Source organism: Lysinibacillus sp. NPDC093190 (genome assembly GCF_050280425.1).
In the GTDB taxonomy this organism is placed as follows: domain Bacteria; phylum Bacillota; class Bacilli; order Bacillales_A; family Planococcaceae; genus Lysinibacillus.
Window position 1 is genome coordinate 19955 of sequence record NZ_JBNNVG010000009.1, and the last position, 17847, is coordinate 37801.

A 17847-nucleotide genomic window follows, 5' to 3' on the forward strand; every position below is an offset into this window, starting at 1 on the left:
AAGTGCGTTACTTTACATCATAGATTACTTATTGAAACTATCAAGTACTATGTCTGGACAGCTTGTAAGAGAAATGAAAGATAAAATTAGAGAGGAGGAAGAAATTTTGCATCTAAATAAAGAAGATTTACCACCGACACTCGTTACAGTTTTGGATTTAGAAAGACAGGAAGGACTTGAGCAAGGTTTCAAAGCAAGGTTCGAGAAAGGCATTAAACAAAATAATCACTGGTTTGATTGAAAAGGGTGCTGAGGACGAATGGATTGCCGAGGTTTCAAATCTTCCAGTGAATAATATAAAGGAAATTCGTAAGAAACTGAAATAAACTAATTGTGTAGAAAGATAAAAATGACAATCCCTGATTAGGTTTGTTGAAAGTTTTTAACGTCCAATTGATGTAATCCATCTGTTTTTTAGGACTGGCTTTATAGTAGAAATGTTTTTTGTATCTACAGATAACCTTAAAATTTATTTGAGTCAATGGGAAAAATGTGTGTATAGTCAGTACACTTTGCAACGCATACTAATGGCTAGAACAATTGGCACATTGGAGGAGTAATAATGACACAAAACTTAAACAAACAATTGAATAAGCTTGTCGCTACATGGTCAGTACTTTATACGAAATTGCACAATTATCATTGGTATGTTACGGGAAATGCCTTCTTTACACTACATGCAAAATTTGAAGAATTATATAATGAAACAACGTTAAATTTAGATGAAATTGCAGAGCGCATTCTTTCGAAAGATGGAAAACCAGTTGCTACATTAAAAGAGCATCTTGAGCTATCCTGTATAGAGGAAGCGACAGGGAATGAGACGACAGAGGAAATGGTAGCTACAACCATTGCCGATTTCCAAAAACTTATGAAAGCTTTAAATTCAACAATGGAGCTTGCGGCAGAAGAAGGGGACGATCGAACAGAGGATATACTAAATGCTATGTATCAGTCCCTTGAAAAGCATACATGGATGTTGAAGGCCTTCCTTGGGCACAAATAACCGCAAGTAAATGATAGGCAATGGGAACTCTTTAGTGCGCTCCCATTGTCTATTTTTGACGTTTCACAAAAGTACATAACCATTGTTTCAAAACGTGAACATATATCACGAAGAGATAACATATATTACAGTTCTATAAAGAATGAGCAAAATGAGTTTTATTTTTAAATAGGAAGGGTAGATACCTAGTAAGCCATACAGATTAGGAGGAATTGAGCATGATAAATGAACAAAATCCACAAATTGAAGTGGCCCATACAAGGGAAGAAATGCTTCATATTTTAGAAAGTATGCGATTAGAAGCATATCAAATAGAGGACATTCACGTTATTGCAAAGGATCCAAGTCATTTTGAGGATGTAAAATGGGATGCTAATGTAAAAACACACGAGGTAGGAAATTGGATGGATCAATTTAAATCATGGTTTACCGGTGAATCGGCAGTAACAGAAGGAATAAAGCGATTTGATCTTACAGAAGGACAAACAGCTTACTATGCTCATCTCGTAGAACAAGGTGTTATTGTATTATTAGCTGAGCAGTCAACTGCATCCATTACAACATAATCAGATGATTGCTAGACGTCTTGATTCACGTGTAACAGGGAGAATTTCCTCTCGAACATCATTTAAGCGCAGAAATTATATAAAACAGAGTGAGTGCACGTGCATCACTCTGTTTTTTGCATAGGGAGGATTCAAAGCTAGTTAATGTATAGCTTTTTCATGTTCATGTTTTTTAATAAAGCGTAATACATGGAGATGCTCTAATTGAGCAACAAGGTTACCCATTAGAATAAAGCTACCACCTATAATTAATTTTACCGTTATTCCTTCCCCGATAAACATCATGGCAAACATCGCTGCAAAAATTGGTTCTAAGGAAAATATTAGTCCTGTATGTGTAGCAGAAGTGAACTGTTGTGCAACAGTTTGACCTACGAAGCAAAATGCACTACAAATGACACCGAGTCCTATAATAGCAATCCAAGAAGTCGTTGAATTTGGAAGTGTTGGTGTTTCGAAAATTAATGTTAAAACGAGTGCATAAAGTCCAGCAAAACCGAGCTGGTAAATGCCATAGGAAATTGATTCAACGCTCCGTGTAAATGTACTGTTTAACAGTAAATAAATCGAATAACATAGTGCAGCGATGGCTACTAGAATATCCCCTTTTTGAAAGGTAAATGAGCCATGAGCAGTTAACACTGTAATCCCGATCATTGTACAAACAATCGCAAAGCTAACTGCTCTTGAAGGTAGTTTCTTTTCAATAAAACTGCTGAAAATAGGTACTAAGACAACTGTTAGACTTAAAATAAATCCAGCATTTGATACAGATGTTGTTTCTAGTCCAAATAAGCTTAAAACGAACACAATGAATAGTAGAAACCCTTGAATAGCTGCATATTTTAAAGTTTTAGCATTGACCTTAATCATGCGTTTATAAAAGATAATACCTGCTGCGAAAAATGCGATGATACAACGCAATGCCACCACATTATAAACCGCCAATGTTTCAAGCCCCATGACCATAAAGGTATAAGATAATCCCCAAAACATTGTCACTATAACCATTAATAAATTTGCTTTTCTTTGGACGCTCATTATGCTCACCTACATTCTGTGTACTAAAACAGTTTTCATACTAAAATTTACTATATATCTTGTATTGTGATTAGTAAAACGAATGTTTATAATAATTAGTATTAAAAAAATTCATGTATATAGAGGACAAGCCAATGAGTTTAGTCAAATATGAAATTTTGAATAAAGTGGCTGAGGTAGCTAGCTTTACAAAAGCAGCAGATGCTTTAGGATTAACTCAATCTGCTGTAAGTCATGCTGTTTCAAGCTTAGAAAAGGAGTTCGGCTTTGCACTCATTCACAGAAGTCGAGCAGGTGTCACGTTAACGAGTGAAGGAGATACAATGCTAAGGGCAATGAGACATGTCCTCGATGCAGAGGAACTGTTAGAGCAAGAAGCAGCACATATACTTGGTGTTACTCGTGGGAAAGTGCGAATCGGTGTAATTTCAAGTATTTCTTCAAACTGGATGCCTGAAATTGTTCGTATTATGGACAATCAATTTCCTGGTATTCAAGTTGAATTGCGTGAGGGAGATTATTATGAAATTGAACAATGGCTATTAAGTGGAGAGGTTGATGCAGGATTTTTAAATGGTCAAAAGTCTAAGCAATTTCTGTATACTGAACTACAGCAGGATCCATTGCTGTGTATTGTCTCCGATAAAAGTCCGCTTTATGATAAAACAGAAATTGATATTGTTGAACTAGAAGATTTGCCATTTATCATGACTTCATATAAAGGGACAAATGATGTGAAAGTACTGTTAGAGCAATATCACGTGAAGCCAAATATTCGCTTTGAATTATCGGAAGAGGTAGGGATTATTTCGATGATTTCTCACCAGCTTGGAATTAGTATTTTACCGAAATTAGTGATAAATAACTTGCCACCTACGATAAAAGCCATACCTTTAAAACAAGGTGGCTATCGCACAATTGGATTAGCTATGAAACACCAAGCATCACCAGTAACGAAGAAATTTGCGGAGATATTAAGTTCCTGGTTAAAAGAGCAAAATATGAAATAATTTTTAGTGGTGAGCAACAAGCTCTATAAAAACAACATTGAAGCATCACATAGCATTACGTTAAAATAGTATTTGTATATTTATCTTCATTCAGCAAATGTTTTTTGTAGTGAAAGCAAAGCGGCAGCTACAGAAGATTCCCACCTATAAAGATGGTGAGAAATTACGCTAAGGCGAAATTGATTAGAAAAAAGGTGAGTGTATGGGGACATTGCGAGGTAAGACCGTACTCATTACAAGTGGGGGAACACTTGAAAAATGGGATCGTGTGCGTGGGCATACGAATTTATCGAAAGGGTCGATGGGCTGTTATTTAGCTGAAGCGGCACTAGCGGCTGGGGCAAACGTATTGTATATGCATGGTTATTTCGCGCAGCTTCCGACGAATAAAGATAAAATGCGTACCATTCGATTTGAAGGCATTGAAGATTTAGGCGAGAAAGTTCGACACGCTGTTCAGGAAGAACAAGTGGATATCGTTATTATGGCAGCTGCAGGTTCTGATTGGCTCATTGACAAAGTATATGACCAATCGGGGAACTTAATGGAGGAAACAGGTAAAATGCCATCTGACGAGCCACCTATCATTCACTTTAAAAAGGCACCTAAAGTTTTAGGTCAAATAAAAGGGTGGCAGCCGAAAGTTACTTTAGTGGGCTTTAAACTTGAGGCAACAGATGATGAGGAATTTTTACTGTCCCGTGCACGTCTACGAATGGAATCGGCCAATGCTCAGTTTATGGTAGCTAATAGCTCACAGTCTTTATATAGTGGGGAAGAACCACATTGGATTGTACCGGCTCAAGGCGAACCGATAAAGATTATGGGCAAGCAAAAGACAGCGAAAGCATTGATGGATGTTTTGCAAAATGATTAAAACAAAAACTGTGTAGAGGTAAATATTATCTACGCAGTTTTTGTTTTTTTGTACCATGAAGACGATATTGATACATATTGCTATAACAAAAATATTAAACGAAAAAATACTTCCTTTTTCTTAATTGCATAGTATTCAGCTAGGTTTTGTAATATTTATATTGACAATAGGTTTTCAGAATTATAGAATTATTTCCAAGAAACGTAATACACTTATCTAAAGAGGTGCAGGACTTGGTCCAAAATGAAGCTTCGATAACAAATAGTGTAGGTCAAGTCCAACAGAGCTACCTAAGAGATAAGGGAGCTATGATTACGTGTTGGTCTCTTTTGTACAAAAAATATGGTAAAAGAAGGTGTGTATCGGATGACTCAACAGGTAAAGGTAGATGACAAAAAACTAGAGGCAATTGCAAAGGCAATTCAAAATTTGGAATTTGGAGAAGTACACATTACGATTCAAGATGGTGTCATTGTGCAAATTAACAGACTTGAAAAGCAAAGATTTCCACAAAAAAAGTAACCGATATGACGATAGTTGAACGGATGTTTGGAGGACACAGAAATTATTTCCTTGTGGACATTTTTTTGTTTAGGTACTGCTGAGCGGGTTATCCTATATACTGAATTTGAAGGGGCTTTTCATTAGATAACTCCTAGAATTATTTTTTCATCAACAAAATTTAGTATTTCGATAAAGGGCTGGAAAATACGACAAAAAACAGGATGATTACGATGAATCACCCTGTTTTTGCGTATATTTTCCTTGCAATAGCCTACTCATAAAAACTTTTTGGGATTTCACCAATATGTCTGCGATGATACAGTAAGGGTTCCTTCTGTGAATCATCAATTTCTAGGACCTGCCCAATAAATATCGTATGATCTCCAGCATCAATTTGCTGAGATATTTTGCATTGCAAAATGGCTGCAGTATCATGCAAAACTGGTAGACCTAAAGCAGAGGTTGACCATTTAGCCTGGGCGAAACGATCTGGAATTTTCCTTGAAAATAGCGTACATAAGTGCTCTTGATTGCTCGCTAAAATATTAACAGCAAACTTTTGAGCTGCTGTAAAATATGGATGCAGCTGTGATTTTTTATCGAGCGACCATAAAATAAGGAGTGGATCTATGGAAACTGATGTAAAGGAATTGACAGTTAAGCCAATAGGTTCATTTACGTCATTACAAGCAGTGACAACTGTAACGCCTGTTGGATAATTACCTAATGCAAGTTTAAAAGCAGCTACTTTGTCTGTCATTCTAATCACCTCTTCATTGATTTACGGAAATGAAAAATCTTTTTTGTTGAACCATCAGCATCGAAATCATTTCGTTGCCGAGTATTGTAAAAGAGATATCATAAAATATTTAAATTTCTCAATAATTACAATATTCTCAATCTTATTTTAAACCAACAAAACTAACAGGTAAAGTATATAATAGAGGGAAAAAGGAGGTTTAGTCATGACTTTATATTTTGACCATCTAGTTCATCAAGTTCAATCGCCAGAGAATACAAAGGTTTTCTTAAATAAACGTAATATCCATACAGTTAACGGTGGTCAACATACAATGTGGGGGACATACAATACGTTAAGCTATTTTGGATTAAACTATATTGAGCAAATAGCAATTTATGATCGTAATTTGTTTGAAAATGCAGTGAAGTTGCCTTATTCCCTACATTATACGTTTAAACGTGATAACGAGCGCTATGGTTTTTCAAGAATTGCATTACGTACAAAAAAAATTGAGGAAGAGGCACAACGTTTACGTGCACTTGGCTTTGATGTAAATGGACCTGATGCTTGTAGTCGTACTAGACCAGATGGCTCCGTAGTCGAATGGAAGCTATTGCATTTTGGGAAGCCAGAGCAGGCAATTGATTTTCCATTTTTGATTGAGTGGGCTGATACAGATGAGGAACGTGTTGCACAATTAAAAGCGAATGGAGCTATTGATACGAATCAATCAATAGCGATGGAATCTGTACAATTTTATGTAAACAATGTGCAAGCTACTGTGAATTTGTGGAGGGAAGTATTACAACTACCAGAGCCTGAACAACAAGAACAGTTTATTTCCTTACAGTTGCCAAATATACGCCTAGATTTTTATGACGAAGTCGCGGCAGCTACTATGACGCTTGGCCATTTAAATGAAGGACCGTTTGGGGTTACACTTACGGATACTGACAGAACGAAGGAAACGCTAGTTTTTCCAGGAGCATTTTATTGGATCAATCGCTGAAATTATCGTATTTAGAAGATAAAGCAACGCTAATACAATTAAGAGCATTTGAAAAAAAGGAGCCGTTCATCCAACGAACCGCTCCCTTGTTATTAAAATTTCACAACATTTGACGCCTGTGGTCCTCGATTACCTTCCACTACATCAAATGATACCTTTTGACCTTCTTCAAGTGTACGGAAGCCTTCCTCTTGGATTCCCGTAAAATGTACAAATACATCTTCTCCATCATCACATTCAATAAAGCCATAACCTTTTTCATTATTGAACCACTTTACGATTCCCTGTTGCATAAGCATTCGCCTCCCATGCGCTTGAAATGTAGAATTAAATCAATTAAGTCGTGACATAACCTGTGAAAATGTGAAAAAATGCATTTCCATTAAGAACATACATGAATTGAGCAAAGTTGTCAATTGATTGTCGAAATGCTTGTATAACTAACTAAGATTTATTTCACAATAAAGTCTATAATGGACTTATTAATATTGAAAGTAGGATGCCAAATGACAACGAAAAATCAACCTTTAACAGATCTAGAAATTGCTAGTCAAGCGGTTATGAAGCCTATTACAGAAATAGCGAAAGCTGCAGGTATTCCAGAGGATGCTCTTGAGCAGTATGGTCGCTACAAAGCAAAAATTGATCCATTAAAAATAACAGCACATGGTGAGGACGCAAAAGTTGTATTAGTTACAGCCATTAGTCCAACTCCAGCAGGTGAAGGGAAATCAACTGTAACAGTTGGCCTTGCTGATGCACTTCATCAATTGAATAAAAATGTTGTTGTTGCTTTACGTGAGCCATCACTCGGCCCTGTGATGGGTGTGAAAGGTGGAGCAACAGGTGGTGGATACGCACAGGTTGTACCGATGGAGGATATTAACTTGCATTTTACTGGTGACCTTCACGCGATTACGACTGCGAATAATGCATTATCAGCCTTTATTGATAATCATATCCACCAAGGAAATGCTTTAAACATTGACCCTCGCCGTATTATTTGGAAGCGTGTAATGGATTTAAATGATCGCGCCCTTCGTAAAGTTGTTGTGGGTCTCGGTGGTCCTGTTCAAGGGATGCCACGTGAGGACAGCTTTGACATTACTGTTGCATCAGAAATTATGGCAGTTTTCTGTTTAGCTACAAGTATTGAAGATTTGCATGAACGTTTAGCAAGTATCGTGATCGGTTATACATTTGATCGTGAGCCTGTATTTGTGCGTGATCTTCAAGTGGAAGGAGCCTTGACATTATTATTAAAAGATGCTTTCAAACCAAACTTAGTGCAAACACTTGAGGGGACACCGGCCATTATTCATGGTGGGCCATTTGCCAATATCGCACATGGTTGTAATTCGATTATGGCGACACAAACTGCACGTAAATTAGCTGATATTGTTGTCACTGAAGCGGGCTTTGGTTCAGATTTAGGCGCTGAAAAATTCATGAACATTAAAGCGCGTAAAGCTGGCTTTAAACCAAGTGCGGTTGTCATTGTAGCGACGATTCGTGCATTAAAAATGCATGGCGGTGTAGAGAAAACAGAATTAGTTGGCGAAAATGTAGAGGCACTTTTACAAGGTATTGAAAACCTAGAGAAGCATGTCGAGACGATTCGTACATTTGGTGTGGAGCCAATTATTGCGCTTAATCGCTTTATTACAGATACTGAGGCTGAACTTGCGGCCGTACTAAATTGGTGTCAAGAAAAGCATGTACGCATTGCTCGTACGAACGTCTGGGAGGAAGGCGGAAAAGGTGGTCTAGGCTTAGCTGAACAAGTGCTAGCTGTTCTTAATGAAGAAAACAATTTCTCACCTTTATATGATGTAACTGAATCTATTGAGGAAAAAGTACGTACAATTGTGCAAAAAGTTTATGGTGGGAAAGATGTGCAATTTACTGATCAAGCGAAAAAGCAAATTGCTCAAATCGAAAAATTCGGCTGGGCTGTACTACCGATTTGTATGGCCAAAACGCAATACTCATTATCGGACCAACCGAAACTGTTAGGACGTCCAGAAGGCTTTACAATCACTATTCGCGAAGTCATTCCTAAGCTTGGTGCAGGCTTCCTAGTTTGCTTAACTGGGGATATTATGACAATGCCAGGTTTACCAAAAGCACCTGCTGCTTTGCGTATGGGTGTTGATAATGAAGGACATGCGGTAGGATTGTTCTAGAAAAGAAAAAATAAATACAGCATACAAAGCTGCTCCTTTAAGTTATAAAGGGCAGTTTTTTTTTCGCAATTATGCCGAGGCATAATTGATAAGTCTCACAGAAAAAATTGTACATAGGAGAAGGAATGCTATAGATATTTGATATATGTTTTCTAAAAGGTTTACATTTTCTAACAGGCCTTTCAACATGATCATCCTCTCATTCTAGAATATATGGACTGTCTTGTTTTAGTATGCTAATCCTAAGCCGAATAGTAGGTTGAAAACATTGAATAGGCTATTTAGTTAATTTAAATTGTGATAGTTAGGACTCTGGTTAATATAGAGTCTTTTTCATACTCTTATATGGTATATAATCCACTGATTTTGGAAGATGAGAGTGGATTTTTACTACGTATGCCATTATCAAAAGAATATTTATTTTTAAAATATATTGAATTTTCTTTCTGCTTTGAATATAATTTATTTAATTTTAAAAGATACACTGTTCCTATAATAGAAACAAAGAGGGTGGAGACTTGAAAATAGCAACAGATATTGGCGGTACTTTTACCGATTTAGTGTATACAGATGAAAAAGGAGATCTTCATTTTGACAAAGGGCATACGACTCCAGGTCATTTTGAGGATGGCATACTGAATGTATTAGAAGGGCATGTAACGGAAGATTCATTGGTCGAATCTTTTACTCATGGTTCTACGGTCATTATTAACACGTTAACAGAAAGAAAAGGAGGCAAAGTCGGTTTAATTACGACGAAAGGTTTCCGTGATGTTTTAGAAATTGCTCGTGGGAATAGACCAGATTTATACAATTTTAAATATAAAAAGCCGACACCATTTGTGGAGCGCTATTTAAGACAAGAGATCGATGAGCGAATCGATTATAAAGGAAATGTTTTGAAAGCGTTAAACATTGAAGAAGTAAGTCAAATAGTAAATAAATTTAAGGGAATAGGTGTAGAAGCGATCGCCATTTCATTCATTCACGGCTACAAAAACCCTATACATGAAACACAACTAAAAGAAGAGATTCTAAAAATTTGGCCAGAGGTGTATATAACACTTTCAAGCGAAACGATTAAAGAATATAGAGAATATGAAAGAACCAATACTACTGTCTTAAATTCGTATGTAAAACCGATTGCTCACGCTTATTTAAAAAGCTTAAAAGAAAAATTAAGTACGATCGGCATTACAGAGCATTTAAATATTATGCAATCGAATGGAGGAACGACAAGTTTTGAAAAAGCAATGGAGCTGCCAATCAACCTAGTGGAATCTGGTCCTGTTGCAGGGATGTTCGGAGCGGCTAAGCTAGGAGAGCTTTTAAATGAATCCAATATTATCGCTTTTGATGTTGGTGGAACGACTGCGAAATGTTCCCTCATAACAAATGGAAAAGTAAATGTAACAACAGATTACTATATTGAAAGAAATGAAAAATTTGCAGGCTATCCTATTAAAACACCTGTCGTAGATATTGTGGAAATTGGTAATGGTGGTGGTTCCATCGCTAGGGTAGATCAATTTGGCTCACTAAAAGTCGGCCCAGATTCTGCCGGAGCTAATCCAGGACCTGTCGCCTATGACTTAGGGAACACGCAACCGACCATAACGGATGCTAATGTCTATTTAGGAAGATTGTCATTAGAAAACTTTGATAATCCAGCTTCTATTAACAAAATTGAAGAGGCACTTATTGCATCAATTGCTAAACCATTTCATGTTACAGCTGAAGAGGCAGCACAAGGAATTCTAGATATAGCAAATTCTAATATGTTAAATGCCCTAAAATTAATTTCTATTCGTAAAGGATATGATCCAGAGGATTTTACAATGGTTGCCTTTGGTGGTGGTGGTCCACTACATGCTATTAATTTAGCGGAAGAATTGAACATGAAAAAAGTGATTATTCCATACGGATCATCCGTTTTTTCAGCATTAGGTATGATGATGACGGAATACCGACAAGATTATATTCAAACAAATTTAATGGACTTTGATAACGATCGTATAGCTGATATTCAAAAAAATATCGATATAGCTATTGAAAGTGCCTATTCAGATGCTCCTTTATCAAAAGATCATTATCATTTTGAGATTAATTACGATTTACGCTATAAAGGCCAAGAACACGCTGTAAAATTGAACGCATCCAATATCACAATCACTGAAGCGGAGCTTAGTCATTTAGCGGAAGCATTCCATTTTAAACATAAACAGGAGTTTTCGTTTGATTTACCAGATACTCCAATTGAGTTAGTAAATTTGCATCTCACTATTTATGGGAAAGATGAAGCAGTTCAATTTAAGGAGCTAGATTTCTCTAACGTTGACGTAACTACATGTATAAAATCGAAACGTCAATTATATGTCAAGGGGACTGGATGGATAGAAGTAAATGTTTATGATCAGCAAAAGTTAGTACCTGGATATGTGATTTCTGGGCCTGCAATTGTCGAAAATCCTACATCTACGGTCGTTATAAGTGAAAAACAATCTATTGAAATAGATACTTATGGAAATATGATTGTGGAGATGGAGGGGAAGTAAGTGATGAAAAAAGACATTTTTGCTGTAGAAATTATTCAGGATTCATTGCTAGCCATTGGAGATGAAATGTTTGTCGCATTAGCTTGTTCATCAATGAGTCCAGTGATATATGAGGTATTAGATTATGCTTGTGGTTTAACAGATGCACAGGGTAATTTAATTAGCCAAGGAAACGGTGTGACAAGCTTTATCGGAATGCTAAGTCCAATGGTTCAGCATGTTATTGAAAAGTTTAAGTGGGGAGAAAATTTACACGAAGGCGATGTCATCATTATTAATGATCCATATGTTGGAGGAGGATCGCATTTATCAGATGTTGGTTTAGTATTACCTATCTTCCATGAGGGGGAAATTATCGCTTATTCCGCCAATAAAGCTCATTGGACAGAAGTTGGTGGAATGGATGCAGGTTCGTTTACGAGCAATTCCAATGAAATTTATCAAGAAGGCTTACAGTTGCCAGGAGTGAAACTATATCAGAAAGGGGAGTTGAACGAAGCAATCTATGAAATTATATCTACGAATGTTCGTTTACCAGAGCTGTCAATCGGAGATATGTTCGCACAAGTTGCTGCCTTAAAAACTGGTGAAAAACGAATCATTGAACTTTGTCAGAAATTCGGTGCTGAATCTGTTAAGTTGTCGATTGAAAAATTATTGGACAAGGGAGAAAATATTGTCGAGCATGAGCTACAACAATTACCCAAAGGAGAGTTTTATGCAGAAGACTTTATTGAAGGAGATCCATTAAAAGGCGGACCTTACCCTATCAAAGTAAAGGTGACGATAAATGATGAAAAATTCATTTGTGACTTTAGAGGCTCACATCCTGCAGTTCATGTACCAGTAAATTGTTCAGAGTTTGGATTAATGGCTAGTGTGAGAGTTATGTTTTTAGCGTTACTTGATGATATTGATGTGATTAATGAAGGTATATTTAAACGGTTAACAATTATTACAGATGAGAATTCAATTGTTTCTGCCAAACGACCACACCCAGTCTCGATGAATTTTGAGGCACGCATTGGAGCAGCAGATTTAATCTGGAAAGCACTTGCACCTCACTTACCAGAAAGACTTTCAGCGGGACATTTACAGTCTGTTTGTACATTTATTTTAACAGGTAAAAACCCAGACAACAACGAGTCATTCTTAATTGTAGAGCCATCTGTTGGTGGTTGGGGAGCCTCAAATGATGAAGATGGACAAAGTGGACAATATTGTATGGGAGATGGAGAAACGTATAACCTCCCTGTTGAGATTGCGGAGACAAAATACGGTATTCATATTGATGAATATAGCTTAAATTCCGATGGATCAGGAGCTGGAAAATTTAGAGGCGGTTTAGGTGTACGTCGTGTGTATACTGTGAATCATGATGGACAAAAGGTCTCTGTCAACTTAGGCAGACATCAATTTTCACCATTTGGCTTAAATGATGGAAAGGAAGGCTCACATAACTATTTAATGATTCATAAAAAAGATGGTACAAAGCTTGGACCAGTTGGTGTACTAGCTAACTATGAGTTGCAAAAAGGAGACAAAATAGAACTTGTTACAGCCACAGGTGGAGGGTATGGCAATCCACAGGAGCGCAGTATTCAAGCAATAGAAAAAGATTTGTTAAATGAATATATTTCTTTAGAAGTAGCAGAAATGCACTATGGCTATAAAAATGCTTAAAAGGAGAAATATTTGTCTGAAGAGTTAATAAAAATTACTCATCAATTTCAATCCCATATCTCAAAACTATAAATATATAGGAGTTGACTCAATGAATAATAAAGTATTACATCCTAGAACTTTAGAACCTGTGACTCTATTAATGGTAGTTTTAACATCTGTGATTGGTGCAATAATTGGGATACAACTGATTACTACTTTGGGGATTTCTGCTAATACATCGATTGTGGGTGCTATATTTGCGATGATTTTAGGAAGGATTCCTATTGGGAAGCTGATCGAGTTCAAATCCGTTCATAGACAAAATATTATTCAAACGGCGATATCATCTGCAACCTTTAGTGCAGCGAGTAGTTTAATGTTGCCAATTGGTATTCCGTATGTTTTAGGTTATGAAAACTTAGTATTACCATTGTTTATTGGTGTTATTTTAGCGATGTTTGTTGATGCTTTATTATTATATAAATTTTTCGATACGAAGATTTTCCCAGCCACAGGTACTTGGCCGCCAGGGATTGCAACTGCAGAAGCGATTAAAGCTGGAGATAAAGGCGGTAATAATGCAAAGGTTCTAATCGGTGGTGTTTTAGTTGGTATTGTGGGAGCTGTACTTAAAATTCCAATGTCAGCTTTTGGGGTAGCGTTTATCGGGAATATTTGGGCGCTTACAATGTTTGGGATTGGTCTTTTACTTAGAGGCTATTCTGTTCAACTATTTAATGTAGATTTAAACGAATATTATATTCCACATGGTGTAATGATTGGTGCCGGAATTGTGGCGCTATTCCAAGTAGGCTTTACTTTATTAAATAAGAAATCTGCTGAAAAGATGGAAGAGTTTGTATATTCTAAAGATTCAAAGGAAATTAGACAGGGCTTTGGCGCAGGGTTTATTGCTTATTTATTGATTGCTGTATTAATCGCACTTTTGGGTGGATTGATATCACATATGTCTTTCGGCATGTTGATAGGCTTCGTTGTTTTCGCAACAATTGCTGCATTTGTACATGAATTGATTGTTGGGATTGCAGCCATGCATGCAGGATGGTTCCCAGCATTTGCAGTAGCGTTTATAACGCTTATTGTCGGAATTTTGATTGGTTTTCCGCCTTCAGCACTTGCTTTATTAGCTGGATATAGTGCAGCAACAGGAGTTGCCTTTGCGGATATGGGCTATGATTTGAAAACGGGTTTTATTTTACGTGGTCATGGTAGTGACCCCGCATTAGAAAAAGAAGGTCGTAAGCAACAAATGATCGCTGGTATTATAGCCTTCTCTGTTTCTGCCATTGTTGTTTTACTTTCTTATCAATCTTATTTTGCACAAGGCTTAGTGGCACCTGTAAATCATGTGTATGCTGCTACGATTCAATCTGGTGTGACAGGTGATGTGGCTCAACAGTTATTAATTTGGGCGATACCAGGCGCATTAATTCAACTGATCGGTGGTTCAAAGAGACAAATGGGTATCCTGTTTGCGACGGGTTTATTACTGATCAATCCTATTGCTGGATGGGCTGTTTTACTAGGTATTTTACTTCGCGTTATTTTCACTTATGTAACGAAAGGTAAGAGAGAATCTGAAATGACTGTATTTGCAGCTGGGGTGATTGCTGGAGATGCTTTATATAGTTTCTTCTCTTCTATTTTAAAAATAGGAAAATAGAAAGGAGTAATGGATGATGGTGAAAGTTCTATCTTATGAGGATGGTATTGCTGCTGTCTATGGGGGTGCAATACTTGGAGGCGGTGGAGGAGGCCTTCTAGAGGAAGGTTTAAAACTGGTTGATGAAATATTTGCTGCTGGTGTACCTCAGTTACTCGATATAGAGGAATTAAATCATGAAGATTTGGTCGCTTGTGTGGCGATGGTTGGAGCACCTTCAGAGGCCAATCAATATATTTCTAATGAACAGCTTTGCTGGAGCTATAGAAATATGAATGCGTATACTGATAATCGATTAAAAGGAATTATTACGAACGAAAATGGAGCTATTACGACCATTAACGGCTGGCTACAATCGGTTTTATTGAACGTACCGGTCGTTGATGCTCCTTGTAATGGGCGAGCACATCCAACTGGAATTATGGGCTCCTTAAATTTACATGAGCTAAAAGATTATAAATCTGCTCAATTTTATGCAGGTGGAAAAAATGATTTTGCGATTTGTGGCTTTGTTGAAGGTGATTTACAAAACACAGCAAAGACAGCTCGTAATGCTTCTATATTAGCAGGCGGGTTGGTAGGGGTAACTCGAAACCCTGTTACAATTGGTTATTTAAAAGAACATGGAGCCCCGAATGCAATTTCAGAGGCAATCGAGCTCGGCTATTGCTTCCAAAATGGACAAACAAGCGAAGAAAAATTGGAAAATGTCATGCGTCAGTTAAATGGGATTCACATCGTATCTGGCCTAGTGACAGATTATAAATTAATAAAGGAAAACGGCTTTGATGTAGGCAAATTAACTGTTGAGGATTTTCATTTAACATTCTGGAACGAGTATATGACTTTATCGAAAGAGGGTAATATACAATCCAAATTTCCGGATCTTATCATGACTTTCGATGTGGACAAAATGATTCCTGTCCCTAGCGCAAGCATTAAAGAAGGTATGCGTGTTGCCGTTATTCAAGTTGACCAGCGTAATTTAAACTTAAGCACGACAATGAAAAATAAAGCATTGTTACAGGAAGTGGAGGAGGTTATTGGAACTGTTCTATAAAAAGTAGCTGATGTACTACGCATATGAATTAATAAAAGCTGCCATCATCTACAATAAGTAAGATGGGCAGCTTTTACTGTTTCTTCAGCGGGTTGGTATTACATAACATAACTATCGTTCCTACTTCCTTCATAACTTAATACTTCATTACGGCATAAATAAAATTCGGAAAAAATGTTGCCTAAAAAAGAATTCTCTAGTTTTGTTAGCACGACTCTGATGATTCAGCTTTTCGCATATGTTGGCAAGAAATTGGTGTACTATTTGCCACTAATGGGAGGAGTTACGTTCACACATATTCAAGATAATGAATAGAAGAAGGTAACATCAATTAATGATAAAGATATCACACGTTTGCGACATTTGGTCAAAGCCTTCTTGGTCGTGAAAACAGGCTAACTGTTTGTTCACTTATTTCGTCATGTACATTCACTATGCGGGTTAAAACAAAGAATTTCTAAGGGAAAGTGTTCACTTTTATTTGTTTTTTTAGATGATTGCTTTACTCTATAAGCACGTCATCTTTCAACACAATATTCAATTGTAATCCCGCTGAAGTTGCAAATTTGTCAAAACATAGTTCTTATACATCACTGAAATAGTGAGCTTACAGAACAAAGCTAGTTGTTCTGTATATTCATCTTACAATATTCTGAAAAATTAGTCAATTGAAAACAACTTTGCGTGTGGTTTTTTTGTTGAGCCAAGAGATTAGATAACTACTAACTATTCTAAGCAATACAGTATAATAAAAGTATGAAGGGACTGAATAAATAATATGAACAATTTAATGAACAAAGTACGAGATATTTATGAGCAATTTGATGCTAGTCATGATTTTCAACACATTGAACGTGTTTATCAAAATGCATTAATGATATTATTTACAGAGCCAGAAGCCGATGCAGAAGTCGTGAAAATTGCTGTGCTTTTGCATGATGTAAGTGATAAAAAGTATACCGATAGCAAAGAGCAAGAAAATAAACTAATTGCCGATTTGCCTTTAAGTGAGGAAAAAAAGCAACATATTCGAGATTGCATTGCACAAGTATCGTTTAATGGTGGCAATGAGCAAGAAGCAACTTCTATCGAAGCCAAAATAGTGCGAGATGCAGATCGCTTAGATGCGATTGGAGCAATCGGTATTGCACGCACATTTGCTTTTGGTGGAGCTAAAGGTCGAAAGCTTTATGATAAGGAAGAGGACGCACGTACGGATATGACAGAGGAGGAGTATCGCAATAAAAATACATCCTCAGTTACACATTTTTATGAGAAGTTATTATTGCTGAAGGATTTAATGATTACAGAGAAGGGCAAGCAAATGGCTAATGAGCGCCATCAATTTATGGTACAGTTTTTAGAGCAATTACAAAATGAAATAGTTGAGACTGCTACCCCTAAAGGGACAAGCTGACCGATGTCAGTGGGATTCCTGAGTAACTAAGCGTTCGCAGTCCATTTCTGTTTTGAAAAGCTCTCAAGGTTGGGGTATCCCATTACCCCTCCCTATATAGCAGATAGGGCTACGCTACTGTTACCATAGCGTATAGTTGGTTTCGTTCGATATGTTTTAGCGTCTTTTTATTTATGTATTTTGATAACTTCGGTAAATTAGAAGGATTTCTTCCTTCATCCAATCTTGAAATGTTTTATTTTTAACTTCTTTCAGCAAATGTTTTATGTACCGTAAGTGAAACGGCAGTTACCGAAGTCTCTCACCTCTGGTTTAAGTTACTTTTCAGTGGGTGTACAAATATCCGCTAAAAAAAGTTAAAGCCTCCGCAGATGTCGACAGGTAAATACCAATATAAAAGTGTCACTTAGTTGAAAGTGACACTAATAACAAAACAAATGAGGGGGGATGTGACTGTCAACCAAAGCCACAACCTAATAAGTGCGAGCGATACACTCAATATTAATGTGTGCAAAATTAGGTTAC

The 17847-nt window shown here is 36.8% G+C and carries 16 protein-coding genes; 13 read left to right on the top strand and 3 right to left on the bottom strand.

The genetic code is table 11. From position 1 onward, the window contains the following. The first annotated feature begins 73 nt into the window (after window positions 1-73). The 3 genes from ACQKOF_RS09335 to ACQKOF_RS09345 all read left to right on the top strand — a co-directional run bounded on the left by ACQKOF_RS09335 (window position 74) and on the right by ACQKOF_RS09345 (window position 1572). Window positions 74-241, top strand: coding sequence for a hypothetical protein (locus ACQKOF_RS09335; protein WP_427555817.1), 168 nt, complete (start codon window positions 74-76; stop codon window positions 239-241). A 321-nt stretch (window positions 242-562) separates the two neighbouring features. Continuing rightward, window positions 563-1006 (top strand): Dps family protein, encoded by a 444-nt coding sequence (locus ACQKOF_RS09340; RefSeq protein WP_427555819.1) that lies wholly within the window; start codon window positions 563-565, stop codon window positions 1004-1006. 218 nt (window positions 1007-1224) lie between these two features. Then, window positions 1225-1572, top strand: coding sequence for a general stress protein (locus tag ACQKOF_RS09345; RefSeq protein ID WP_427555822.1), 348 nt, complete (start codon window positions 1225-1227; stop codon window positions 1570-1572). 141 nt (window positions 1573-1713) lie between these two features. Here the strand turns inward: ACQKOF_RS09345 and ACQKOF_RS09350 are convergent, their stop codons facing one another. After that, window positions 1714-2613, bottom strand: coding sequence for a DMT family transporter (locus ACQKOF_RS09350; RefSeq protein ID WP_427555825.1), 900 nt, complete (start codon window positions 2611-2613; stop codon window positions 1714-1716). Between the two features lie 134 nt (window positions 2614-2747). Here ACQKOF_RS09350 and ACQKOF_RS09355 point away from each other — a divergent pair, with 134 nt between their 5' ends. The 3 genes from ACQKOF_RS09355 (at window position 2748) to ACQKOF_RS09365 (ending at window position 5022) form a co-directional block, all read left to right on the top strand. Next, window positions 2748-3623 carry a LysR family transcriptional regulator gene (locus tag ACQKOF_RS09355; RefSeq protein WP_427555828.1) on the top strand — a complete coding sequence of 292 codons (876 nt, stop codon included), beginning with the start codon at window positions 2748-2750 and terminating at the stop codon, window positions 3621-3623. Between the two features lie 202 nt (window positions 3624-3825). Then, complete coding sequence (locus ACQKOF_RS09360; protein WP_427555831.1) at window positions 3826-4500, top strand: phosphopantothenoylcysteine decarboxylase; 675 nt, start codon at window positions 3826-3828, stop codon at window positions 4498-4500. A 366-nt stretch (window positions 4501-4866) separates the two neighbouring features. Continuing rightward, the gene (locus ACQKOF_RS09365; RefSeq protein WP_370077414.1) at window positions 4867-5022 is read left to right on the top strand and encodes a YezD family protein; all 156 of its coding nucleotides are present in this window, start codon (window positions 4867-4869) and stop codon (window positions 5020-5022) included. Window positions 5023-5275: 253 nt separating this feature from the next. Here the strand turns inward: ACQKOF_RS09365 and ACQKOF_RS09370 are convergent, their stop codons facing one another. After that, window positions 5276-5764 (bottom strand): flavin reductase family protein, encoded by a 489-nt coding sequence (locus tag ACQKOF_RS09370; RefSeq protein ID WP_427555834.1) that lies wholly within the window; start codon window positions 5762-5764, stop codon window positions 5276-5278. Between the two features lie 205 nt (window positions 5765-5969). On the opposite strand from ACQKOF_RS09370, the gene ACQKOF_RS09375 reads away from it, so the two are divergent. After that, entirely contained in the window at window positions 5970-6755 is a 786-nt protein-coding gene (locus ACQKOF_RS09375) for a VOC family protein (RefSeq protein WP_427555837.1), read from the top strand. Between the two features lie 92 nt (window positions 6756-6847). On the opposite strand, the gene ACQKOF_RS09380 is transcribed toward ACQKOF_RS09375, so the two are convergent. Beyond that, the gene (locus ACQKOF_RS09380; RefSeq protein ID WP_079560081.1) at window positions 6848-7048 is read right to left on the bottom strand and encodes a cold-shock protein; all 201 of its coding nucleotides are present in this window, start codon (window positions 7046-7048) and stop codon (window positions 6848-6850) included. A 213-nt stretch (window positions 7049-7261) separates the two neighbouring features. Here ACQKOF_RS09380 and ACQKOF_RS09385 point away from each other — a divergent pair, with 213 nt between their 5' ends. From ACQKOF_RS09385 to ACQKOF_RS09410, 6 genes are all read left to right on the top strand, one after another. Then, window positions 7262-8941, top strand: a complete 1680-nt coding sequence (locus ACQKOF_RS09385; protein WP_427555840.1) for a formate--tetrahydrofolate ligase — start codon at window positions 7262-7264, stop codon at window positions 8939-8941. A 518-nt stretch (window positions 8942-9459) separates the two neighbouring features. Then, window positions 9460-11496: a hydantoinase/oxoprolinase family protein gene (locus ACQKOF_RS09390; RefSeq protein ID WP_427555842.1), complete on the top strand. Its 2037-nt coding sequence runs from the start codon at window positions 9460-9462 to the stop codon at window positions 11494-11496. A 3-nt stretch (window positions 11497-11499) separates the two neighbouring features. Then, window positions 11500-13179, top strand: coding sequence for a hydantoinase B/oxoprolinase family protein (locus ACQKOF_RS09395; RefSeq protein WP_427555845.1), 1680 nt, complete (start codon window positions 11500-11502; stop codon window positions 13177-13179). 91 nt (window positions 13180-13270) lie between these two features. Then, window positions 13271-14845, top strand: coding sequence for an OPT/YSL family transporter (locus tag ACQKOF_RS09400; RefSeq protein ID WP_427555848.1), 1575 nt, complete (start codon window positions 13271-13273; stop codon window positions 14843-14845). Window positions 14846-14861: 16 nt separating this feature from the next. Next, window positions 14862-15905, top strand: coding sequence for a DUF917 family protein (locus ACQKOF_RS09405; protein ID WP_427555850.1), 1044 nt, complete (start codon window positions 14862-14864; stop codon window positions 15903-15905). A gap of 778 nt (window positions 15906-16683) precedes the next feature. After that, the gene (locus ACQKOF_RS09410) at window positions 16684-17322 is read left to right on the top strand and encodes an HD domain-containing protein (protein ID WP_427555853.1); all 639 of its coding nucleotides are present in this window, start codon (window positions 16684-16686) and stop codon (window positions 17320-17322) included. Window positions 17323-17847: the final 525 nt, after the last annotated feature.